This window comes from Xanthomonas theicola, from assembly GCF_014236795.1.
GTDB lineage: Bacteria > Pseudomonadota > Gammaproteobacteria > Xanthomonadales > Xanthomonadaceae > Xanthomonas_A > Xanthomonas_A theicola.
This window is the reverse complement of sequence record NZ_CP049017.1, coordinates 4,654,515-4,676,380: the sequence shown is the minus strand read 5'-3', so window position 1 is coordinate 4,676,380 and position 21,866 is coordinate 4,654,515. Positions and strand designations below refer to the sequence as shown.

Sequence of the window (21,866 nt, the reverse complement as noted above, 5' to 3'; positions counted from 1 at the left end):
CCGGCATCGCGATCGACGTACGCGATGTCGGCAAATCCGTCAGCGGACCGGAGGGCACGGTCCACATTCTCGACAAGGTCGGATTGACCATCGGTGAAGGCGACAGCGTCGCCATCGTCGGCGCCTCCGGTTCCGGCAAGACCACCCTGCTCGGCCTGCTCGCCGGCCTGGACCTGCCGACGCGCGGGGAGATCGTGCTCGCCGGGCAGTCGCTCAACGCGCTCGACGAAGAAGCGCGCGCCGCCCTGCGCGCGCGCGAAGTCGGCTTCGTGTTCCAGAGCTTCCACCTGCTGCCGTCGCTGACCGCCGCGGAGAACATCGCGCTGCCGCTGGAACTGGCCGGGCGCGAGGATCCGGTGCGGGTGCGCGAGGTGCTGGAGGCGGTGGGCCTGAGCGCGCGTGCGCGGCACTACCCGCGGCAGCTGTCCGGCGGCGAGCAGCAGCGCGTGGCGCTGGCGCGCGCGTTCGTGGCACGGCCGCGGATCCTGTTCGCCGACGAACCCACCGGCAGCCTCGACCAGGCCACCGGCCAGCAGATCGGCGACCTGCTGTTCGCGCTCAACGCCGGCAGCGACACCACGCTGGTGCTGGTCACCCACGACCTGCGTCTGGCGCAGCGCTGCGAGCATCGCTACCGGCTCGACCGCGGGCGCCTGCTCCAGGCCGAAGCGGTGGCCGACGCATGAACGTGCTGCGCCATGCCGCGCGCGCGCTGCGCCGCGAGCTGTTCGCCGGCGACCTGCTGACCGTGTTCGCCGCGCTGGTGCTGGGCGTGGCGGTGATGACCGCGGTCGGCACCCTGGTCGATCGCGTCACCCTGGCGCTGACCGGCAGCGCCGCCGAGGTGATCGGCGGCGACCTCGGCGTCACCGGACGCCAGGACATTCCTGCCGCATTCGCCGAGCAGGCGCAGCGTCGCGGCCTGCGCAGCGCGCGCCTGGTCAGCTTCTCCAGCGTGTTGTTCCATGGCGACGCCAGCCAGATGGCCAACATCAAGGCGGTCGGCGCGGGCTATCCGTTGCGCGGCGAACTGCTGGTGGCGCGCCACGCTGCCGGCGCCGGCAGCGAACGCGCCGGCCCACCGCCGCGCGGCCAGGCCTACGCCGATCCGCGGCTGCTCGAGGCGCTGGGCCTGAAGCTCGGCGATGCGCTGGAATTCGGCGCCGGCACGCTGCGCGTGACCCGGGTGCTGCGCGCCGAGCCGGACGCCTCCGGCGAACTGATGCAGCTGTCGCCGCCGCTGCTGGTCAATCGCGCCGACGTCGATGCCGCCGGCCTGCTCGGCCCCGGCAGCCGCGCCTCGTACCGGTTGATGTTCGCCGGTACGCCGGGCGAGATCGCGGCGCTGCGCAAATGGCTGGCGCCGCGCGCCAAGGCGTTCCGTCTGGTCGGCATCCAGGACACCCAGCGCGGCGTGCGCGGCGCCTTCGACCGCGCCGGCCGCTTCCTCGCCCTGACCGCGTTGCTGGCGGTGCTGCTGGCCGGCGTCGCCACCGCGCTGGCCGCCAACCGCTTCGCGCTGCGCCGCATCGACACGGTCGCCGTGCTGCGCTGCCTGGGCGCGCGCCAACGCGACATTCTCGGCGCGCTGGCGCTGCAATTGCTGCTGCTGGCGATCCCGGCCTGCGCGCTCGGCGTGGGCCTGGGCATGCTGGCGCAGATCGGCCTGGTCGAGGCGCTGGGCAGCCTGATCCCGAACCGGCTGCCGCTGCCGCAGGCGACCCCGGCGTTGGCCGGCGCCGGCATCGGCCTGTTGCTGCTGCTCGGCTTCGGCCTGCCGCCGCTGCTGCGGCTGCGCGACGTACCGCCGATGCGGGTGCTCAACCGCAGCTTCGCCGCGCTGCCGCCGACCTCGCTGCTGGTCTACGCCGCCGCGTTGCTGGCGACCGTGGTGCTGGCGGTGTACGCCACCGGCGACGGCGTGCTCGCGGCCTGGGTGCTGGGCGGGCTGACCCTGCTGGCGGCGCTCGCCGCGGTGGTCGGCAGCCTGCTGCTGGCGCTGCTGCGGCGCCTGCAGTCACGCCTGCGCGGACCGTGGAAGCTGGGCCTGGCCGCACTGACCCGGCGCCGCGCGCTGAGCGTGGTGCAACTGGTCGGCCTGTCGCTGTCGCTGTGCGCCTTGCTGCTGCTGGCGGTGATCGGTCCGGGCCTGCTCGGCCAGTGGCGCGACCGGCTGCCGGCGGACACGCCGAACTACTTCCTGATGAACATCCAGCCCGACCAGGCCGAGCACGTGCTCGGCACGCTGCGCGGGCTCGGCGTGACCGACCCGGCGGTGGAGCCGTTCAGCACCGGCAAGCTGGTGGCGATCAACGGCAAGCCGCCGCAACGCCAGGACCAGGGTCCGGAAAACGACGGCGAGGGCGACGCCGCCGACCGGCCGATCAACTTCTCCTGGCGGCATGCGTTTCCCGCCGCCAACCGCTTGCTGTCCGGGCGCTTCTGGGCGGCCGGCAGCACCACGGCGGAAGCCTCGGTGGAGGAAGCCTGGGCGCAGCGCTACGGGCTCAAGCTCGGCGACCGCATCACCCTGCTGCTCGGCGAGCAACAGCGCAGCTTCACCGTCACCAGCGTGCGCAAGGCCGACTGGGATTCGTTTCGGGTCAACTTCTTCCTGCTGCTGAACGCCGGCGCGGTGCAGGACGCGCCCTACAACCTGATCTCCGCGTTCCACCTGCCGCGCGGTTCCGCCGCGCAGCTCAGCGGCCTCAGCCGCACCTATCCGAACGTGTCGCTGCTGGACATCGACGCGATCCTGGGACGAGTGCGCGAGGTGATCGACCAGGTCGCGCAGGCGGTGCAACTGGTGATGGGCTTCAGCCTGCTGGCCGGCGCGCTGGTGCTGCTGGCGGCGCTGCAGGCCACCGCCGGCGAGCGCCGCTACGACAGCGCGGTGCTGCGCACGCTGGGCGCGCGCCGCGGCCAGCTGCACGGCGCGGTGCTGGTGGAATTCGGCGCGCTCGGCCTGCTCGCGGCGATCCTGGCGGTCGGTGCGGCGGCGGGGATCGGCGTGGTCGTGGCCAAGCAGGCATTCGACCTGGCGCTGGCACCGCCCTGGCCGGCACTGCTGCTGGGCGGGGCCGGCGGCGTGCTGCTGAGCCTGCTCGCCGGCTGGTCGGGCACGCGCCGCATCCTGCGCACGCCGCCGGCGCTGGCGCTGCACGAGCCGTGAGCGCGCCGGCACGGACACGGCGGGGGCGCTGATTCCGGTCGCCGCAGCGACCGGCTGCCTGCGATGCCGGTTGCGTTCACTGCGAAGGCCTTGTCGATCTGCGCAGCGGTCGCCGGCTTGCCCGGCCGCAACGCCTCGGCCGATCGCCGCTCCGGGGCTTCGCTCGCGGTTGCGCATTGCAATCGGCGACATGACCAGGCCGCATACGCAGGGCCTTGTTTGTGCGGACAGGGCGATGGATTCCGGCACTGCTGGACGCTGCATTTGCAATGCGGCGGTTCAGCCTGTCCGAACGCACACCCGGACGAAGGGTGCGTCGCCACGCGTGCCAACCTCGAGAGGCCAGCTGCATTTCAATGGCGACGACCAGCCATTGCGCGCGGAACATGGGCCTGCTTGCTTACCAGGGCATGCGATCGCTCGACCTGATCGGGCCGCTCGACGTCTTCGGCATGGCCAACAGTCCGGCCGCAGGCGAACTGTCTTATCAGCTGCATGTCGTCGGCCTGGATGCTGCCCCTGTTCGCGCTGAAAACAACCTCATCGTCCTGCCCACCTGCACGCTCGAGACGCGCCACCGCTGGACACCTTGCTCATCCCCGGCGGCATCGGCAGTCGCCGTTTGGACAGCGATACACGGCTGCTTGCATGGCGGCGCCAACGCGCCGCCACGACACGCCGCATGGTCAGTGTCTGTACGGGCATCTACATCCTCGCGGCGACCGGCCTGCTCGACGGCCGTCGCGTCACCACCCACTGGCGCTATGCCAGCGAAGTGGCACGCCGCTATCCGGCGCTGGATATCCAGCCGGATCCGTTGTTGCTCCGCGACGGCCGCTTTGCCACCTCCGGTGGATTGACTGCCGGCATGGACCTGGCGCTCGCCCTGGTCGAAGAGGATCTCGGTGCGGCCGTTGCGATGGAAGCGGCGCGCGACCTGGTCATGCACGTGAAACGCCCAGGCAATCAGGCGCCGTTCTCCATGCTACTGGCCGCGCAGATCCGCGGCGCCGGACGCATGGCCGGCTTGCTCGAATGGCTACTCGATCATCTCCCTGAAACGCTTAGCGTGGAGCGCATGGCCGAATTCTTGGCGATGAGCCCGCACAATTTCCGCCGCGTGTTTGCTGCCGCGTTTGCCACCACGCCGGCACGTTTCGTCGAACGGCTGCGCCTGGAACAGGCGCGTCTGCAGCTGACGTCCAGGGAGGGATCCATCCAACGCATCGCCAGGGTGGTCGGCTTCAACAGCGCGGACACGTTCCATCGTGCATTCCGCAATCGCTGCGCCATCACGCCTGGCGAGTATCGGCAACGCTTCGGCAGTGAAGCGATTGGCCGGATCTGTCGGCCATTTGGTTGCTCTCCGCCAAGCATGCCCCTAGACTCCTGCGCATGCATCCGACGCGCCGCGTCGTGGGGCGCGTGCGGGCGCATGGCGCCGTGCGGATGATTCCGCGGAACGACCAGGATGAATGAATGAAGTGGGTTCTCGCTTTTTGCCTCTTGGTGGTCTCGGCTGCGGCCGGCGCCGTGATCATCAGGGCGGACGTGGAGGATGCCGGCTATCGGGTCCCGACGTCGGCGTTGCCCGCCCTGGTCGACTTGCCTGGTGAGGGACAGGGCGTTCTGATCGCGCCGCAATGGGTGGTAACCGCCGCGCACGCGGCGCCCATGCAGAGGCAAGGCATGGACGAGCAAGTCTCCATCGGCGGCGCGGCACGCGAGGTCAAACGTGTCGTGACCTATCCCGGCTACGAGAAACTGCCCGACCGGCTGATCCAGGAGGCCCTGTCAACCGGCGACCTCTCCAAGTTGGCCGCCTTTCTCGCATCGTCCAACGATATCGCGCTGATCCAGCTCGCATCGCCGGTGACGGATGTGGCCCCCATCGCGCTCTATCGCGGCGACCAGGAAGTGGGAATGACCGCCGAACTGGTGGGCAAGGGCGCCTCGGGCAATGGCAGCGCGGGACAGGAACTCCGCAGCCCGCATCGCACCGTCCTGCGCCACGCCTTCAACGTGATCGTCGGCGCCGACCAGCGCTATGTCTGGTATCGGTTCGACTCGCCACCGTCCGCCCTGCCGCTCGAGGGCATCACCGGAAGCGGCGACAGCGGCGGTCCCCTGCTGATCGGCGACGGGAGTTCGAGGCGCCTGATCGGCCTGGCGTCCTGGAGCAAATACCCGCCGGATCATCCCTTCTGGAAGACATGGACACCGGATCGTCCATTCGTGGAAGGCCTCTACGGTCAGATTGTGCATGCCGTGCGCATCTCTCGCTACATCCCATGGATAGAAAGCGTGATCTCCGCATCTGCCGGTCCCCGTCCCCAGCAGCAGGCAGCGGAGGCCAACAGCCCATCCAGCGCAGTCGCTACGCGAACCCCTGATCTCTGACGCTGCAAACGACCTTCCAGAACGCTGCGGCCCGGCGCGCCGGGCGCGCTGCATATGCCGTTGCGTATAAGCATCATCCGAATCGTTGCTTCAGCGCGCGCCTGGCGCTGCCTGCAGTGAGATCGACGCCGCGTGCGATACACGCGGCGTCGCATCCTTCGTAGACCAGGCCAGAGCATGGCGCGCGCACCCACCGCAACACGGCCTGCCCCCGCCGCGGCGCCGGCGGTCCGCATCGAACCGTTCGCCGCGCCGTTGGGTGCGCAGGTGCTCGGCCTGGACCTGTCGCAGCCGCTGGATGCGGCCACGTACGCGCTGCTGCATCGCGCGCACCGGCACTACCACGTGCTGGTGTTCCGCGATCAGCGCATCACCCCCGGCGCAGCAGGTGGCCTTCAGTCGCCGCTTCGGCCCGCTGCAGCTCCACGTGCTGCGCCCGTTCCAGTTGCCCGAGCAACCGGAAGTGCTGGTGGCGTCCAACGTCAAGGAGAACGGCCAGCCGATCGGGCTGGGCGACGCCGGGCACTGCTGGCACTCGGACCTGTCGTACAAGCCGACCCCGAGCCTGGGCTCGATGCTGCTGGCGCAGGAGTTGCCAGCCGAGGGGGCGGCGACACCTCGTTCGTCAACCAGCACCTGGCCTGGGACACGCTGCCGCCGGAACTGCAGCGCGGTCGACGGGCGCCTGGCCAAGTACGAGGAACGGCGTGCGCGCAATCCGTGGCGCCCGGCGCTGACCCAGGCGCAGATCGACGCGGTGGCGCCGGTGCGCCACCCGGTCGTGCGCACCCATCCGCAAACCGGGCGCCGCGCGCTGTTCGTCGGCGAGCCTTTCACCACCCGCATCGTCGGCCTGCCGCAGCACGAAAGCGATGCGCTGCTGCAGGCGCTGTTGCACACACAGCGCCGATCCGCTGGTCTACCGGCATCGCTGGCAGGCGCACGACATGGTGTACTGGGACAACCGCTCGGCCACCCACCTGGCCGGCGGCACCCCGGACCAGCTGCGCCGGCGCCTGCACCGCACCACCATCGAAGGCGACGTGCCGTTCTAAGCCAACGCCTACACCAACACAGCGCATACGACGCTGTCCCGCAACGTCGCCCTCCCCCGCAACGGAGCGACGCATGACTGCTTTCGATTCGCCCGCTTTCCTGGCCGCCGCGCTGCTCGCCATCGCGCTGCTGCATGGCCAGCCCGTGCAGGCCGAAGACCGGCTGCGCATCGCCGAGCAATACGGCATCGTCTACCTGCTGCTGGACATGGCCCAGGCGCAGAAGCTGATCGAGAAGCACGGCAAGGCCGCCGGCATCGTCAGCGCAGTGGAGACCGTGCAGCTGTCCGGCGGCGCGGCCGCCAACGATGCGCTGCTGTCCGCTTCGATCGACGCGGCCGCCGCCGGCGTCGGCCCGCTGTTCACGCTGTGGGACCGCACCCGCGGCCGCCAGAACGTGCACGGCGTGGCCTGACTGGGCAACTTCCCCTACTCCCCGATCAGCAACGATCCGCGGATCAAGACCCTGAACGACTTCGGCCCGCGCGACCGCATCACGGTGCCGACGGTCGGCGTATCGGTGCAGCCGCGCGTGCTGCCGATGGACGAACCGTTCGCCGCGCTGGACGCGCTGCCCCGCCAGCCCATGCAGGAACAGGTGCTGGAGCTGTGGGACCAGGCCCGCTTCACCCTGCTGTGCGTGACCCACTCGATCGACGAGGCCTTGCTGGTCGGCAACCGCATCGTGTTGCTGTCGTCGCATCCGGGCCAGGTCCGTGCCGGACTCAACAGCCATGGCTTCGGCTCCGCCAGCGTCGGCAGTACGCCGTTCCGGCATGCCGCGCAGCGCATCCACCGGCTGTTGTTCGATCCGCCCGGCGACACCGGCAGCGAGGCCGATGCCGATGTCCAGGCAACGGCGGTCGCCAGCAACGTGGCGCTGTTGCGCCGGCGCGCGCCGTTGCGCGAGGCCGCGCCATGAGCGCAGCCGCCCGATCCGCACCGAATACGAACGCCCGTGGCGCCCTATGTCGCCGCCGCGCCGCGGCCGCTGGCGCGGCGGTAGTTGCCGGACGGGTTGCGCCAGACGCTGGTGCTGGCCGCGCTGGCCGGGCTGTGGGAAGCAGCCGCGCGCTGGCTCGGCGACGACCTGCTGCTGCCAGGCTTCGTGCAGACCGCGCGCGCGTTCGCCGAGGGCCTGTGGTCGGGCGAGTTACTGGGCTGCGTCGGCGCCTCGCTGCGCCTGCTCGCGCAAGGCTATGCGCTGGGCGTGGTGCTGGCACCGCGCTGGCGGTCTCGACCCGGATCGGCCGCGACCTGCCGGGCACGCTGACTGCGATGTTCAATCCGCCGCCGGCGATCGCCTTGCTGCCGCTGGCCTTGCTGTGGTTCGGCCTGGGCAACGGCAGCCTGGTGTTCGTGCTGGTGCACGCGGTACTGTGGCCGCTGGCGCTGAACACCTATGCCGGCTTCCAGGGCGTGCCGGAAACGCTGCGCATGGCCGGGCGCAACTACGGCCTGCGCGGCCTGCGCGGCCTGCGCTACGTGGTCGCGATCCTGGTGCCGGCCGCGCTGCCGGCGATCCTGTCCGGGCTGAAGATCGCCTGGGCCTTCGGCTGGCGCACGCTGATCGCCGCCGAACTGGTGTTCGGCGCCACCTCCGGCCAGGGCGGCCTGGGCTGGTACATCTTCCAGAACCGCAACGAGCTGTACACCGACCGCGTTTCGCCGGGCTGGCCATGGTGATCCTGCTCGGCCTGCTGATAGAGGGCGCCGGCTTCCGCGTGCTGGAACGGCTGACCGTGCGCCGCTGGGGCATGCAGCGCTGAAGCGGGGGACGACCCGCGCCGGCCCGATCCGTGCAGGCGCGCGGAACTTGACTGGCGGCGCCGGCTTCGCCCAGCATCGTGGCGACTGCCGCTGGCGCACCGTCGTGCCCAGGTCGGCCACCGCCCGGTCAGCATCGGCGAGCGCAAGAATCATGCCGGCGAGCGACAGCCCACTACAGAGCGTACCTGAGCGGTGAGCGAGATGCTCGCCCGCAACGGCGTGCCGTACCTGGCATGCATCCTGGCCGAGACCCGCAGCGACCCGTACTACATCGCCACCGCACCGACCCCGCAGGCGCTGGATGGGCTGGGCAGAAGCCTGCGCGAGCGCAACAACGTGCGCGGGCAAACGGAAGACCCGGTCGCGATTCTTGCGGTGTGGTACGAGGAGTGCGAGAACGAAGTCGCCGCGTTGCTGCGGGCCGCGGAGATCTCCCGGCTCAGCCACTGCTGGCAGCGCGGCCTGATCGAGTCGCGCAATCCGCAATGGTTGGACCTGAGCGGGCTGTCCATCGGCTTCCCGCTGATCGTCACCCTGCCCGAGCACAAGGGCTTGAGCTACCACCTGGTGACCGACCTGTAGGCCAATGCCGCAGCGCAATGCGTGCGTTGGGCAACGAAAAAGGAAAGGCGCCAATCCCGGCCGCCTTCCCACCCCCTGGCGCTGCGCCGGCAGCGGCGTTCAACGCTCGGCGGGCGCCGGCTCCACCCATTGCGCGAACACCGCGGCGACCCTGGCATCGGCCACCGGCTTGCCCTGCTGCACCGCCTCGGCCTGATCGAACAGCGGCACGATCATCGCCATGCCGTCGAGCTTGCTCTTCAGGTGCACGCCCGGCGGCTTGCCAAGGGACGCGTCCCAGTGCGCGCGCACCTTGGCCCAATAGCCCTGCGTCGCCTTCCAGTAGGCGTAGGCGGGTTTGAAGTCGACATCGCTGGTCTTGACGTAGTCGTTGAAGCCGAATTCGCGCGCGATCGGCTGCTGGCTGCCGTCCGGCTTGCGCAGCACCTTGGTGTTGAACTGTTCGTGGGTCCAGCCGGCCGGGGTCAGCGTATGCCGGTTGATCACCGCCAGCGCGTTGTAGTCGCTGCGCTTGGTGTATTCGCGCCGCGGCAGCGGACGCCAGCTCAGGTCGCTGGTCCAGGTCGGGTGGCCGTCGGCGTAGTCCCAGCGGCCGGTGCCGCAGTAGCGCGGCGCGTCGCTGACTTCGTACACGCACTGGGTCCAGGCGCCGCGGGTCGCCGCGGCGGCGAGCGGGCGCACCTGCCAGGTCTGGTCGGCGCTGAATTCGAACCGCTGAGGCGCCTCGTAGCTCCAGTCCTGGCGCCAGTGCTTGGTCACGTGGCCGCTCTTGCTGTCGACCAGCAGATGCTGCAGCACCACCTTGCGCGGGCGGTCCTCGACCACGATCACCACTTCGTTGGCGCCGCTGCGCATCGCCGGCGCGCGCTCGTAGCCGGGCTTGAGCAGCACGGTCTCGTCGAAGGCGAAATCGACCAGGTACTCGCCCTGCATCGCCAGGATGCTGGCGCGGTCGCGCTGCGGATCGGCGTCCTGGGCGTGGGCGAGGCGGGTACCGGCGAGCAGGAGCAGGAACAGGAGCGGTGATTTCATCGTCGTGGTTGGTTGCGGTGGCTGAGGAAGGAAGAAATATGCATTACAGGCGCAGCAGCGGCCATGGCCGCTCCGGATCGGGGCGCGCGGCGGGCCGGCCGGCGCGGGCGCAGCAGCAGTCGTCGACCAGCACTTCGCCTTCGGCCGCTTCCAGCCGCGCGATGCGCCGGGCGATGCTGGCGCCCAGCGGCGACACGCTGGCGACGCTGGCCGCCAGTTCGCCGTCGCTAGCGTGCAGGCGCAGCGCCCGCGCGCGCCAGTTGTCGCCGCTCAGGCGGCCGGCCACGCGCCGCCACAAGCGTTCGGCGACACCGGCATCGGCACTGCCGCCGTGGATCGCCGGCAGCGCCGACAGCAAGGCGTCCCAGGCCACGAAATCGCTGTCCGGCAGCAGGTACAGGCGCCAGCAGCAGCGCTCCTGGCGATCGTAGAAGCACAGGCTCTCGAGCAAGCCGTCGCTGTCCACGCCCAGTTGCGCGCCGACGCGCAGCGCGTGGTTCCAGCCCATCAGTTCCGCGCCCAGCTGGGCGCGGTACAGGCACAGCACGGTGCCCAGCGCCGCCAGCTGCGCCGGACGCGGCAGCGGCGCGGATGCGGCGATCCGGGTCGCGTCGGTACACGCTGGCGAGGCCCTGCGCATGCGCCGCTACCAGTCCAGCGCCAGGCTGACCGAGACGTTGCGCCCGGCGCCGGTATAGCGGTCGAGCACCGCGCTGCTGGCCAGGGTCGCGCTGGGCAGGTTGTTCCAGTCGATGTAGCGGCGATCGGCCAGGTTGAACACGCCGACGTTGAGCCTGGCGCCGGGGGTGAAGTTCCAGTGCGCGAGCAGGTCCAGCGTCGCGTAGCCGGCCGGCGCGTAGTAGCTCGCCAGCGCCGGGCGCTTCTTCTTGGCCACGAAGGTGCCGACCAGCTGCGCGCCCCAGCTGTCGCGATCGTAGGCCAGGCCGAACACGCCGCGCAGCGGATCGATCGAGTTCAACGGCGCGTCGTCGGTCTTGTTGTCGCCGCGCGCGTACGCGGCGCTGGAATGCAGCGACCAGCCGGCCCAGCGCGCGGCCAGCGCGCCCAAATCAACCCCGGCCTTGGCCTCCACGCCCTCGATCACCACGTGGTCGACGTTGCGCGACTGGTACAGCATCAGGCCGTCGGCGTTGTAGCCGACGAAGCTGTAGGACTCGATGAAGTCGCGGTAATCGTTGTAGTAGCCGCTCAGGCCGACATACCCGGCCGCGGCGGTGTAGCGCAGGCCGAGCTCGGCGCCCTTGCTGGTCTCCGGCTTCAGGTCCGGATTGGCGATCGCTGTGTAGCCGAACTGCAGGTTGGTGAAGCCGATGTTGACATCGTTGTACGGCGGCGCGCGGAAGCCGTGCGCATAGTTCGCGTACAGCGACCACGCGTCGTCGATGCGCCAGATCGCGCCGAGCTTGGGCGAGACGTTGCGGTCGGTGACCTTCTCCGCGGCCACGCCGGGGTTGTCGACCGCGAAGATCGCATCGACCTGCGGCGAGAGCCGGTAGTCATCCACGCGCAGCCCCGGGATCAGGCTGAAGCGGCCGTCGGCCAGGCGCATCTCGTCCTGCAGGTAGGCGCCGGCCTTGGTGGTCTCGGTGACCGGGAAATCGCGCACCGGGAACGTCTCCACGCCCACGGTCTTGCTGATCGCCCCGGTCTTCAGGTTCTGCGCGTAGCCGTCGCGCTTCTCGTGGGTGTCGCTCCACGACAGGTCGATGCCGTAGCTGACATCGTGGACCACGCTGCCCTGGTCCACCTGCTTGTGCAGGTTGGCCTGCAGCCCGTACAGGCGCTGGTCGAAGTCGTGTTCCATGTGCCGCAGGGTGTTGTTGCTGCGGCGCTCGTCGGTGCGCTGCAGGCTCTCGCTGTCCTGCCGGTACAGCTGCCACTGCAGGTCGTCGGCGAGCGGCGCGTCGAGCTGGTCGATCTCGTGCCCGAACGACACGCGGGCGCGGGTCTGGTGGTCGCGGCCGCGCTGCGACAGGATGCTGGCGGTGACGTTGCTCAGCGCATCGATGCTCGCGTAGTCCTCGTTGCCTTCCACGGTCAGCTTGAAGCGCTGGTTCGCACTTGGCGCATAGACCAGCTTGCTGAGCAGGCTGCGGCCGTTGCTGCCGAGCGGATTGGGCGCGGTGCGCGCCGCGCCGGTGCTGCGGTTGTCGCTCTGGTTCTCGGTTTCCTGGCCCTGGCGGTGGCTGACCGCGGCCATGCCGCTCCAGCGCTCGCCGCCGAACGCGACCAGCGCGCCAGCGGACAGGCCATCCCATTCGCTCTCGTAGCCGAACTTCAAGCCCACGTAGCTGTCCTTGCCCGGCGCCAGGTAGTCGGCCGGATCCTTGGTCACGTAGGCGACCACGCCGCCGAGCGCGTCCGAGCCGTACATCGCGCTGGCCGGGCCGCGCACGATCTCGACCCGCTTGAGCGTTTCCATGTCAACGAGGTTGCGGTTGGCGTTGAGATAGCCGCCGAAGCTGAAGGTGTCCGCGACCGGGATGCCGTCGGTCTGGATCAGCACGCGGTTGCCGTCCAGGCCGCGGATGCGGATGCCGCCGATGCCGCTGAAGCGGCCGCTGTTGCCGGTGACCGAGACGCCGGGGGTATAACGCAGCAGATCCTTCAGGTCGTACACCAGCTCCCGGTCCATCTGCTCGCGGTCGATCACATCGACGCTGCTGGGCACCTCGACGATGGCGCGCTGGGTGCGCGTGGCGGTGACCTGCAGCCGGTCGAAGTCGCGCGGCGTGGCGGAACTGCCGGCATCGGCGGCGGGGGCGGCGTGCGCGCAGCCAGCCAGGGCCAGCCACAGCGCGCCGGTGAGCGGAGCGGTACGGATCATGGAAGTCATCGGTCAGTGGCGAAAGACCACGGCCCGCGCCGGCACGCAGGCCGGCGCACGCGCCGAGGGGACAGAAAACGGTGGCGACTGCGGGCGGCCGCGGCGGACCCATCGGGTCCAGCCAGGTGGCGGCAGTGTCGAGCGGGTGGCCTGGCCGCGCGCTGCGCGGCCGGGCGGGTCACTTGGTCAGGATCAACTTGTCGTTGCTGGTATGGCGCAGGCGGTAGACGCGGTCGCCGTGCTGGATCAGCACCTCGCGGCGCCCTTTCAGCAGCGCCTCGCTGCCGATCGTCTCTTCGGCCGGGACCGCGCGCGGCAGCGCGCGCCCGCGCAGGCTCAGGGTTTCGGGGTGACGCAACAGGACGGGTTGATCGGTCATGGTCGAGCTCCGTACACAGGGGTCGATACGGATGATAATGATTCTCAATAATTGCGCAAGAGCCTTCTCGTTTGCGGCGATTCAAGATACGAATCGAACGGCAGATTTCGACAGTTACAACAAATGATATGTCGCACGCGCTTCGGCCAGCGGCGTTCCTCCCGCTCCCCACTCGCGCCTGGGCCAGCGCTGCGCTCAGGCCACCGCAGCCTCGACCTGCGCCCACCACGCCGGGTCCTCGCGCGCGCCCAGTTGCAGCGCATCAAGGTTCTCCAGCAACTGGGCGACGCGACTGGCGCCGAGGATCACCGTGGACACGTGCGGGTTGCGCAGACACCAGGCGATCGCCAGCGCCGCCGGCGCCACGCCCTGCGCGGCAGCCAATGCGGTGAAGCGGCGCGCGCGTTCCACGCGGCGCTGCGCCGGCGGCCCGATCACCTCGTCGTGCAGCCAGGCGTTGCTCGCCTGGCCCAGCCGCGATGCCGGGTCGATGCCGTCGTTGTACTTGCCGGTCAGCAGGCCCGAGGCCAGCGGCGACCAGATCGTGGCGCCCAGGCCGAGTTCGGCGTACAGCGGTGCGTATTCCTGCTCCACGCGCTGGCGGTGCAGCAGGTTGTACTGCGGCTGCTCCATCGACGGCCCCTGCAGGCCGAGCGCCTGCGCCACCCGCGCCGCCTCGCCGATGCGTTCGGCCGGCCACTCGGAGGTGCCCCAGTACAGCACCTTGCCCTGGCGGACCAGCGCGTCCATCGCACGCACGGTTTCCTCCACCGGTGTGTCGGCATCGGGGCGATGGCAGTAGTACAGGTCCAGATAGTCCACCCGCAGCCGCTTCAGCGCGGCATGGCAGGCATCGGTGACGTGCTTGCGCGACAGCCCGCGCTGGGTCGGACGCGGCGTGGCGACCGCGCCGAAGTACACCTTGCTGGACACGCAATAGCCATCGCGCGGCAGCCGCAGGTCGGCGATCACATCGCCCATCACCTGCTCGGCGCGGCCCTGCGCGTAGACCTCGGCGTTGTCGAAGAAGTTGACCCCGTGGTCCCAGGCGGCGGCGATCAGGTTGCGCGCTTCGTCGCGGCCGATCTGCCCGCCGAAGTTGATCCAGGCGCCGAACGACAGCGCCGACAGCTGCAATCCGGTGGCGCCGAGGCGACGGTAGTGCATGCGAGAACTCCTTCCTGCTGTATGGGCCGGCGCGCGGCCGGCGGAGGGCCACACAGTGTAGCGAGGTCGCCGCGACCGCAGCGGATCGGCGCAGCCCGTTGATCCGGCGCCGATTTCGCGCGTTCGACCGGTTTGCCTTGCCGCCCGTCACCCCCTGCACTAGGCTTCCTTCTCTTTGGTCCGGCGATCCAGGGGAAACAGATGGTCGAAGGTTTCGGAAGGATCGGCTTCGGCCTGTTCGGCTTGGCGGTGCTGATCGGGATCACCTGGCTGTTCTCGAGCAACAAGCGCGCGGTCGATTGGAAGCTGGTCGCGACCGGCCTGATCCTGCAGATCGGCTTCGCCTCGCTGGTGCTGCTGGTGCCGGGCGGGCGCCAGGTCTTCGACTGGCTGGGGCAGCTGTTCGTAAAGGTGCTGAGCTTCGTCAACGCAGGTTCCGGCTTCATCTTCGGCAGCCTGCTGGACGCCAACACCTACGGCTTCATCTTCGCCTTCCAGGTGCTGCCGACGATCATCTTCTTCTCCGCGCTGATGGGCGTGCTCTACCACCTGGGCGTGATGCAAGCGGTGGTGCGGACGATGGCCTGGGCGATCACCAAGGTGATGCGCGTGTCCGGCGCGGAAACCACCAGCGTCTGCGCCAGCGTGTTCATCGGCCAGACCGAGGCGCCGCTGACGGTGCGCCCGTACATCCCGAAGATGACCGAGTCCGAACTGCTGACGATGATGATCGGCGGCATGGCGCACATCGCCGGCGGCGTGCTGGCCGCCTACGTGGGCATGCTCGGCGGCACCGATCCGGTGGAACAGGCGTTCTACGCCAAGCACTTGCTGGCGGCGAGCATCATGGCCGCGCCGGCCACGCTGGTGGTGGCCAAGCTGCTGCTCCCGGAGACCGGCACGCCGCTGACCCGCGGCACGGTCAAGCTGGAAGTGGAGAAGACCACCAGCAACCTCATCGACGCCGCTGCCGCCGGCGCCGGCGATGGCCTGCGCCTGGCGCTGAACATCGGCGCGATGCTGCTGGCCTTCATCGCGCTGATCGCGCTGGTCAACGCGCCGCTGACCTGGATCGGCGAGGTCACCGGCCTGGCCGCGGCGATCGGCCGCCCGACCAACCTGTCGACCATCTTCGGCTACGTGCTGGCGCCGATCGCCTGGGTGATCGGCACGCCGTGGGCAGATGCGACCACGGTCGGTTCGCTGATCGGGCAGAAAGTCGTCATCAACGAATTCGTCGCCTACAGCGAACTGGCGCAGATCGTCAAAGGCCAGGTCCCGGGCATGCGCCTGAGCGACGAAGGCCGGCTGATCGCCACCTATGCGCTGTGCGGCTTCGCCAACTTCAGCTCGATCGCGATCCAGATCGGCGGCATCGGCGGCCTGGCCCCGGAGCGCCGTCACGACCTGGCGCGGTTCGGCCTGCGCGCGGTGCTGGGCGGTTCGATCGCCACCTTCATGACCGCCACCATCGCCGGCGTGCTGTCGCACTTCGGCTGATGCAGTTCCCCTTTCCCCAGTACCCGTTGAGAAGCAGCACATGCCTATGAGTTCGATCATCGTCGTCGGTTCGTTCAATGTCGATCACATCTGGCGCTGCGAAACCCTGCCCGCCCCGGGCGCGACCATCGCCGGGCGCTACAGCACCGGCCCCGGCGGCAAGGGCTTCAACCAGGCGGTGGCGGCGGCGCGCGCCGGCGCCGCCGCCACCTTCGTCTGCGCGCTCGGCGACGACGCCGGCGGCGCGATGGCGCGCGCGCTGGCGGCGCAGGACGGCATCGACCTGGCCGCCGAGGCCAGCACCGAACCGACCGGCACCGGCGGCATCTACGTCGATGGCCACGGCCGCAACACCATCGTCATCGGCGCCGGCGCCAACGCCGCGCTGAGCCTGGACTTCGTGCAGGCGCAGCGCGCGCTGCTGGGCGCGGCGCGGGTCCTGCTGGCCCAGTTGGAGTCGCCGATCGAGACCATCGAGGGCGCCCTGGCGCTGGCACGCGAGACCGGCCTGACCACGGTGCTCAATGCCGCGCCGGCGAATGCGCAGACCAGCATCGGCCTGCTCAAGCTGGCCGACGTGCTGACCCCGAACGAAACCGAGTTCGCCGCGCTGCTGGCGCGCCACGTCGGCGAGCGCGTGGACGCCGACGACGTCGCCGCCACCGACGGCGGCAGCCTGCACGCGCTGTGCCGCAAGCTGTTGCCCGGCGGCACCGTGGTGGTGACGCTGGGCGCGGTTGGCGCGTTCATCTCGCACCCCGACGAGCGCCTGCGCGGCGATGCCCAACCCTACTACCGCATCGGCGCCGAAGCGGCGCACACCGTGGACACCACCGGCGCCGGCGATGCGTTCAACGGCGCGCTGGCGGCCTCGCTGGCGCAATCGCCGAACGCCGGCTTCGCCAGCCACGTGCGCTTCGCCAACCACTACGCGGCGCGTTCGACCGAGGCCGAAGGCGCCGCGGCGTCGATGCCGCGGCTGGTGCCGGACATCAACTGAGCGGGCATGCCCGCGCGGGCGACAGCCACCGCCGTCGGCGCCACGGCGCCCGGCGCTGCGACCGGCGCGCATGCCGATACGGAAGTCGCGATGCGTCTTTCCTCGATCCCGTTCGCCGCGCTGTGCACGCTGCTGGCGCGGCCGTCCGCGGCCGCCGCACAGCGCGGCGACTGGAACAGCATCGCCGCCGCCGTCCGCGCGACGGCGACCGGACGAATCGCTGCTGATCCTGGACGGCAACGCCGACGGCTTCGAGCCGTACCAACTGGTCCGCTGATCCGGCGCGGCGCACGGTTGGCAGCGGCCGCGGCGGCGACGACAATGCGCGCATGCGCATCGGCCCCTACACGATTGAACCGAACGTGATCCTGGCGCCGATGGCCGGGGTCACCGACAAGCCGTTCCGGCTGCTGTGCAAGCGCCTGGGCGCCGGTCTGGCGGTGTCGGAAATGACCATTTCCGACCCGCGTTTCTGGCAGACCCGCAAGTCGCTGCAACGCATGGACCACGCCGGCGAACCGGACCCGGTCAGCGTGCAGATCGCCGGCACCGAACCGCGGCAGCTGGCCGAAGCGGCGCGCTACAACGCCGACCGCGGCGCGCAGCTGATCGACATCAACATGGGGTGCCCGGCGAAGAAGGTGTGCAATGCCTGGGCCGGCTCGGCGCTGATGCGCGACGAGGCGCTGGTGGCGCGCATCCTGAGCGCGGTGGTGCAGGCCTCGCCGGTGCCGGTGACGCTGAAGATCCGCAGCGGCTGGGACTGCGACCACCGCAATGGCCCGGCCATCGCGCGCATCGCCGAGGACTGCGGCATCGCCGCGCTGGCGGTGCATGGGCGCACCCGCGACCAGCACTACCGCGGCCAGGCCGAGTACGCGACGATCGCGCGGATCAAGGCCGCGCTGCGCATCCCGGTGATCGCCAACGGCGACATCGATTCGCCGCACAAGGCCGCGCAGGTGCTGGCGGCGACCGGCGCCGATGCGGTGATGGTCGGCCGCGCGGCGCAGGGCCGCCCGTGGATCTTCGGCGAGATCGCGCATTACCTCGCCCACGGCACCGTGCAGCCGGCGCCGTCGCTGACGTTCGTGCGCGACACCCTGCTCGGCCACCTGCACGCCCTGCACGATTTCTATGGCGAGGCGCAGGGCGTGCGCATCGCGCGCAAGCACCTGGGTTGGTACGCCAAGGACCGGCCGGAGAACGCCGCATTCTGCACCGTGGTCAACCGCGCCGAGAGCGCGCAGGCGCAACTGGCGCTGACCGCCGACTATTTCGACAGGCTGATGGAAAACGCGGCGCCGCCGCAGGCCGCCTGATCGCGGCGATTCACAACACGCAGCCGGCGACGTCCTAGTCATCGGGAATGGTCGGGAGCTGCCGGTCTGAAGACCAATACGATGCGCCTGCTATACCTGCTCGGCGCCCTGCACCGCCCCGATCCCGCTCGCGCTCGCCCAGCCCGGCCACCCATCGCCGCACCGGCTCCGGACGCGATCTTCCAACGCCGCAGCCAGGAGCAGCCCATGCCCAACGATCAGGATTTTCTCAGGAAACACGACAGCGCTGGCGATGCGGACGACGCAGTCCAGGCGGCGCTGGCGCGCCTGGCCGGCTCACCGTCGCACATCACCGCCAGCAGCGTGATCCACGGCATCGCCTGGACGGATCTGTTGAAGCGGATGTTCGTCGCGGTCATCAACGCCGACGTCGCTGCCGATCCGGATGGTATGGCCTATGCGATCAAGCTGTTTTCAAAGGAACACGGCGAACAGTGGAACATCGTGTTGACCGATCTCGACTATGTGGACGTGACCCGCCAGGCCACCGACTCCGGCGCGACGTACAAGACCGGCAAATACCGCAACGGCAACGTATTCATCACGGCCATTGCGGCGAAGAACGATCCGGGTCTGCTCGGCGAAGTCGTGCATCTGGTCACCGCTTTTGGTTCGCCAGCCGAGCTGTCGCCCTGAGTGACTGCCGCGGCAATGCGCCCGTCTGCAGGCGCCGGCCGGGCGTAGGCAGATCTCGCCTGACACGGTGGCCTACGTTGTTGTCGTCACTCCAGCATCCGGCGGCTGTTGCCAGATCCTGCGCCACATTCGCGCCAGCGCCACGCCGATCCGCCCGCGCGCCACCGGCGCGCGGTACGCTGCCTGCAACTGGCGCGGCGCGATCGCCTGCCAGCCGCCATCGTGCTGGCGGGCCACCGCGAAGTTGAAGTTGTAGTCCGGCTCCAGGCCCATGCGCAGGTCGCTGAGCACCAGTTCGCCGTCCTTGGCCTGGGCGCGCATGAAGCCGCGGTTGAACCAGGTCAGCCGCTGCACCGCCGGCAGCGCGCGCGCTTGGCCCAGCGCCTGGGTGTTGGACGCGAACCCCTGGAAGCGCATCGGCCCGCTGTCGGCGACCAGCGAACGTTCGCCGATCACGTAGCCGCGCGGCGTCATCGCCACCACCCGCCACAACAGCGTGTTGAACGGCATCGGCACCGAGAAGCGCGGCGCCTGCTGCAGGCCCATCGCCGCCAGTGCGCGGTCGGCCTGGCGATCGACCAAGTGCTTGGCCAGCAGCGACCAGCCCAGGTAGGCGCTGCTCAGGATCAGCCCGGCCAGCAGCGCCTGCTGCGCCAGGCGCCGCGCACGCCCCCACCAAGCGATGGCGCAGGCCAGGAGCAACCACAGGCTATAGCCCGGATCGATGATGAAGACGCTGGACCACATCGCCGGCGGCGGCCGCAGCGGCCACCACAGCTGGGTGCCGTAGACGGTGAACGCATCCAGCAGCGGATGGGTGACCAGGGCCAGCTGCATCGCCCAGAACCAGCGCTGCGGCGCTGCCGCCACGCGGCCATGGCCGCAGCGCCGGTACAGCCACCAGATCAGCCAGCCGAGCAACGGCAGCACGAACAGCGAATGGCTGAAGCTGCGGTGCACCGTCATCAGCGTGACCGGGTCGCGGGTCAACGGCATCAGGATCAGCGAATCGAGATCGGGCACGGTGCCCAGCACGGCGCCTGCGAGCAGCGCGGCGCGCCGATGCTGCGCAGGGGCGATAGCGGCGGCGACGGCGGCGCCGAGCACTATCTGGGTGAGGGAATCCATCGACCGATGCTAGCAGGCATGGCCGTCGCGGCCCTGTGCGCGGGCTTGGTCGCCGGGTGCGGTCGCGCCGCTGCTCATGCGAAGACGTCAGGGCATGCCGGTTTTCGCATGTGGGGCTTCAGCCGCGACACCATCCGAGCCCGGCGAACGCACCGCTTCGTTCGTTGCGACTGATGGCCCAAGGCCGCCCAGAGCCGCTCCCACAAGGGGTTTGCGGCGCGCTGGCTGGGTGCACTGTGGGAGTCAACCGTCATGCAGAAGCGAGCGTAGGAGGCGCGTACGTCGCTCGATCGCGCGCGATGGCATTGAGCCACCGCAGGTATTTGTGCATGCACGCGACGATGGCGACCTTGGCAGGCTTGCCGGCGGCAATCAGGCGCGCATAGGTGTGGGACAGCGGGGAGCCGGCGCGGATCCAGGCCCAGGTGGCCATGGACAACACCTGGCGCACGTCGGCGCGCCCGCCCTGGATGCGGCGTTGGCCGCGCCAGCGGCCGCTGGCGCGATTGAACGGGGCCAGCCCGACCAGGAGCGGCGATCTTGCGCAGGTGTACGGTGCCCAGTTCGGGAAGCCGGGCCGCCAGGGTGGCGCGCAGGATCGGGCCAAGCCCGGGTACCTTGGGTAGGCTGGAACACGCCGCTCCTGCCTGTGCGATCTGTCCGGACACTTCGCGGATGCGCTGTTGCAGCAGCGCGATCGCCTCGACCCACTGGCCGCGCACGGCCTGGCAGGTGACCTGTGCCAGGCAGCGGCGCTGCGCATCGCGCTGGGCGAGCAGGGTGCGGCACAGGTGACGCCGTTCGCGCCGCGCCTGCAACGGCGCAGGGAGCACGGCGGTGGGCGGGGCGTGGATGCACTGGGCCGCCATGGCCAGCAAGCGCGCTCCAGGGCATCGGTCTTGGTCTTCAGGCTCAACGCATGCGCCAGCGCCCGGGGGCGATGGGCAGGCAGCCGGACCGCGGGCAGGCCGACCTGCGCCAGCGCCTGCAGCACGGCCTGTTCGCCGCCGCCGCTGGCTTCCAGCACGATCGGCTGGCATTCCATCGGTGCCAGGCGTTCGACCAGCAAGGCATGCTCCTCGGGCGTAGTGGCCTGGATCCAGGCCAGGACGCCCGGCAAGACATGCGTGACGCGTTCGGCCTTGGCGACATCGATCCCGACAAAACGTGGCATGGACGTGGACGTCCTCCGCAGTCGACTCAGGGGCCAGAGATCTCCTGCCGATGCCCATGCTTGTCGGTTCGAACTCGAAGCTCAGGCAACGGTTCGGGCTTGTAGGGCAGGAGAAACGCAGTGCGGCGGTCCTGACTCCCACGCGTGCTCGCTTGGCACTGCGGCTTAACGGCCTGCCGCACTCCGCTCTCACCTCAACGATAGACCCGTATAAGACACAAGCGGCTTCAGCCGCGACACTTTTCTACGAGACCGAGTCGCGGCTAAAGCCGCTCCTACAACGTATCCGCCATCGCAATCGCAGAGCAACAGCAAAGCTTTCGCCTTGCGGCGAGTTACTTTTCTTTGCTTGTGCAAAGAAAAGTAACCAAAAGAAAGCACACCCTGCCTCCGCGCCCTCCGCGCTACGCGCTCCGGGTGCGCGAATAGGACGGGATTCGCGGAAGGGGCATCCTGCCCCTGCCGCGAACGGCGCACGTCCATGTGCGCCGCCCCTTCGGGGTTTTTCCCGCCCCATTCGCCGCTACGTAAGGGAACCCGGTGAATCAAAATCAACAACACAGCGACAGCGACAGCGACAGCGACGGAAGATTCATAGATGTCGGTAGCGACCGCCGCTTAGGGAACCCCTGAACAACGCGTCCAAGATGCGCGACACTGCAGGCTTACGTTGAGGAGGC

The 21,866-nt window shown here is 69.8% G+C and carries 20 protein-coding genes and 3 pseudogenes; 14 read left to right on the top strand and 9 right to left on the bottom strand.

Annotation, left to right across the window (positions count from 1 at the left end; translation table 11 throughout):
* The first annotated feature begins 83 nt into the window (after window positions 1-83).
* The gene (locus tag G4Q83_RS21795) at window positions 84-686 is read left to right on the top strand and encodes an ABC transporter ATP-binding protein (protein WP_128420619.1); all 603 of its coding nucleotides are present in this window, start codon (window positions 84-86) and stop codon (window positions 684-686) included.
* Window positions 683-3,172: an ABC transporter permease gene (locus tag G4Q83_RS21790; protein ID WP_128420620.1), complete on the top strand. Its 2,490-nt coding sequence runs from the start codon at window positions 683-685 to the stop codon at window positions 3,170-3,172. Before G4Q83_RS21795 ends, G4Q83_RS21790 begins: the two co-directional genes overlap by 4 nt.
* Window positions 3,173-3,525: 353 nt before the next feature.
* On the opposite strand, the gene G4Q83_RS21785 is transcribed toward G4Q83_RS21790, so the two are convergent.
* The gene (locus G4Q83_RS21785; RefSeq protein ID WP_128420621.1) at window positions 3,526-3,750 is read right to left on the bottom strand and encodes a hypothetical protein; all 225 of its coding nucleotides are present in this window, start codon (window positions 3,748-3,750) and stop codon (window positions 3,526-3,528) included.
* A gap of 11 nt (window positions 3,751-3,761) precedes the next feature.
* Between G4Q83_RS21785 and G4Q83_RS21780 the strand changes: the two genes are divergently transcribed.
* From G4Q83_RS21780 to G4Q83_RS21750, 7 genes and pseudogenes are all read left to right on the top strand, one after another.
* Window positions 3,762-4,625 (top strand): GlxA family transcriptional regulator, encoded by an 864-nt coding sequence (locus tag G4Q83_RS21780; RefSeq protein WP_158255026.1) that lies wholly within the window; start codon window positions 3,762-3,764, stop codon window positions 4,623-4,625.
* 26 nt (window positions 4,626-4,651) lie between these two features.
* Complete coding sequence (locus G4Q83_RS21775) at window positions 4,652-5,572, top strand: S1 family peptidase (RefSeq protein WP_128420623.1); 921 nt, start codon at window positions 4,652-4,654, stop codon at window positions 5,570-5,572.
* A 388-nt stretch (window positions 5,573-5,960) separates the two neighbouring features.
* Window positions 5,961-6,704, top strand: a complete 744-nt coding sequence (locus G4Q83_RS24940) for a TauD/TfdA dioxygenase family protein (RefSeq protein ID WP_425480297.1) — start codon at window positions 5,961-5,963, stop codon at window positions 6,702-6,704.
* Window positions 6,701-7,042, top strand: a complete 342-nt coding sequence (locus G4Q83_RS21765) for a substrate-binding domain-containing protein (protein WP_170069171.1) — start codon at window positions 6,701-6,703, stop codon at window positions 7,040-7,042. The genes G4Q83_RS24940 and G4Q83_RS21765 overlap by 4 nt, the downstream gene beginning before the upstream one ends.
* 108 nt (window positions 7,043-7,150) lie before the next feature.
* Window positions 7,151-7,549 (top strand): annotated as a pseudogene (locus G4Q83_RS21760) (ABC transporter ATP-binding protein); the annotation flags it as partial.
* 46 nt (window positions 7,550-7,595) lie between these two features.
* A pseudogene (locus G4Q83_RS21755) lies at window positions 7,596-8,396 on the top strand (ABC transporter permease).
* Window positions 8,397-8,598: 202 nt separating this feature from the next.
* Window positions 8,599-8,979 (top strand): GIY-YIG nuclease family protein, encoded by a 381-nt coding sequence (locus G4Q83_RS21750; RefSeq protein WP_246432204.1) that lies wholly within the window; start codon window positions 8,599-8,601, stop codon window positions 8,977-8,979.
* Window positions 8,980-9,078: 99 nt separating this feature from the next.
* Here G4Q83_RS21750 and G4Q83_RS21745 read toward each other — a convergent pair whose 3' ends face one another.
* The 5 genes from G4Q83_RS21745 to G4Q83_RS21725 form a co-directional block, all read right to left on the bottom strand.
* A complete protein-coding gene (locus G4Q83_RS21745) occupies window positions 9,079-10,011 on the bottom strand; it encodes a DUF6607 family protein (RefSeq protein WP_128420625.1) in 933 nt (310 codons plus the stop codon).
* 43 nt (window positions 10,012-10,054) lie between these two features.
* Complete coding sequence (locus G4Q83_RS21740; RefSeq protein WP_128420626.1) at window positions 10,055-10,651, bottom strand: ChuX/HutX family heme-like substrate-binding protein; 597 nt, start codon at window positions 10,649-10,651, stop codon at window positions 10,055-10,057.
* Between the two features lie 6 nt (window positions 10,652-10,657).
* Window positions 10,658-12,859, bottom strand: a complete 2,202-nt coding sequence (locus tag G4Q83_RS21735; RefSeq protein ID WP_128420627.1) for a TonB-dependent hemoglobin/transferrin/lactoferrin family receptor — start codon at window positions 12,857-12,859, stop codon at window positions 10,658-10,660.
* A 178-nt stretch (window positions 12,860-13,037) separates the two neighbouring features.
* Complete coding sequence (hemP, locus tag G4Q83_RS21730) at window positions 13,038-13,238, bottom strand: hemin uptake protein HemP (RefSeq protein ID WP_128420628.1); 201 nt, start codon at window positions 13,236-13,238, stop codon at window positions 13,038-13,040.
* Window positions 13,239-13,433: 195 nt separating this feature from the next.
* Window positions 13,434-14,405: an aldo/keto reductase gene (locus tag G4Q83_RS21725; RefSeq protein ID WP_128420629.1), complete on the bottom strand. Its 972-nt coding sequence runs from the start codon at window positions 14,403-14,405 to the stop codon at window positions 13,434-13,436.
* Between the two features lie 201 nt (window positions 14,406-14,606).
* On the opposite strand from G4Q83_RS21725, the gene G4Q83_RS21720 reads away from it, so the two are divergent.
* The 5 genes from G4Q83_RS21720 (at window position 14,607) to G4Q83_RS21700 (ending at window position 18,884) form a co-directional block, all read left to right on the top strand.
* Window positions 14,607-15,905 carry a NupC/NupG family nucleoside CNT transporter gene (locus tag G4Q83_RS21720; RefSeq protein WP_128420630.1) on the top strand — a complete coding sequence of 433 codons (1,299 nt, stop codon included), beginning with the start codon at window positions 14,607-14,609 and terminating at the stop codon, window positions 15,903-15,905.
* Between the two features lie 46 nt (window positions 15,906-15,951).
* Window positions 15,952-16,905 (top strand): ribokinase, encoded by a 954-nt coding sequence (locus G4Q83_RS21715; RefSeq protein WP_128420635.1) that lies wholly within the window; start codon window positions 15,952-15,954, stop codon window positions 16,903-16,905.
* A gap of 6 nt (window positions 16,906-16,911) precedes the next feature.
* Window positions 16,912-17,271 (top strand): hypothetical protein, encoded by a 360-nt coding sequence (locus G4Q83_RS21710; RefSeq protein WP_128420631.1) that lies wholly within the window; start codon window positions 16,912-16,914, stop codon window positions 17,269-17,271.
* Complete coding sequence (gene dusB, locus G4Q83_RS21705; RefSeq protein WP_128420632.1) at window positions 17,235-18,227, top strand: tRNA dihydrouridine synthase DusB; 993 nt, start codon at window positions 17,235-17,237, stop codon at window positions 18,225-18,227. The genes G4Q83_RS21710 and dusB overlap by 37 nt, the downstream gene beginning before the upstream one ends.
* 207 nt (window positions 18,228-18,434) lie before the next feature.
* The gene (locus tag G4Q83_RS21700; protein ID WP_128420633.1) at window positions 18,435-18,884 is read left to right on the top strand and encodes a hypothetical protein; all 450 of its coding nucleotides are present in this window, start codon (window positions 18,435-18,437) and stop codon (window positions 18,882-18,884) included.
* 72 nt (window positions 18,885-18,956) lie between these two features.
* Here G4Q83_RS21700 and G4Q83_RS21695 read toward each other — a convergent pair whose 3' ends face one another.
* From G4Q83_RS21695 to G4Q83_RS24935, 3 genes and pseudogenes are all read right to left on the bottom strand, one after another.
* Window positions 18,957-20,012, bottom strand: a complete 1,056-nt coding sequence (locus G4Q83_RS21695; RefSeq protein ID WP_128420634.1) for a metal-dependent hydrolase — start codon at window positions 20,010-20,012, stop codon at window positions 18,957-18,959.
* Between the two features lie 250 nt (window positions 20,013-20,262).
* Window positions 20,263-20,445, bottom strand: coding sequence for a hypothetical protein (locus G4Q83_RS23915; protein ID WP_246432203.1), 183 nt, complete (start codon window positions 20,443-20,445; stop codon window positions 20,263-20,265).
* A gap of 9 nt (window positions 20,446-20,454) precedes the next feature.
* Window positions 20,455-20,775 (bottom strand): annotated as a pseudogene (locus tag G4Q83_RS24935) (hypothetical protein); the annotation flags it as partial.
* Window positions 20,776-21,866 lie beyond the last annotated feature (1,091 nt).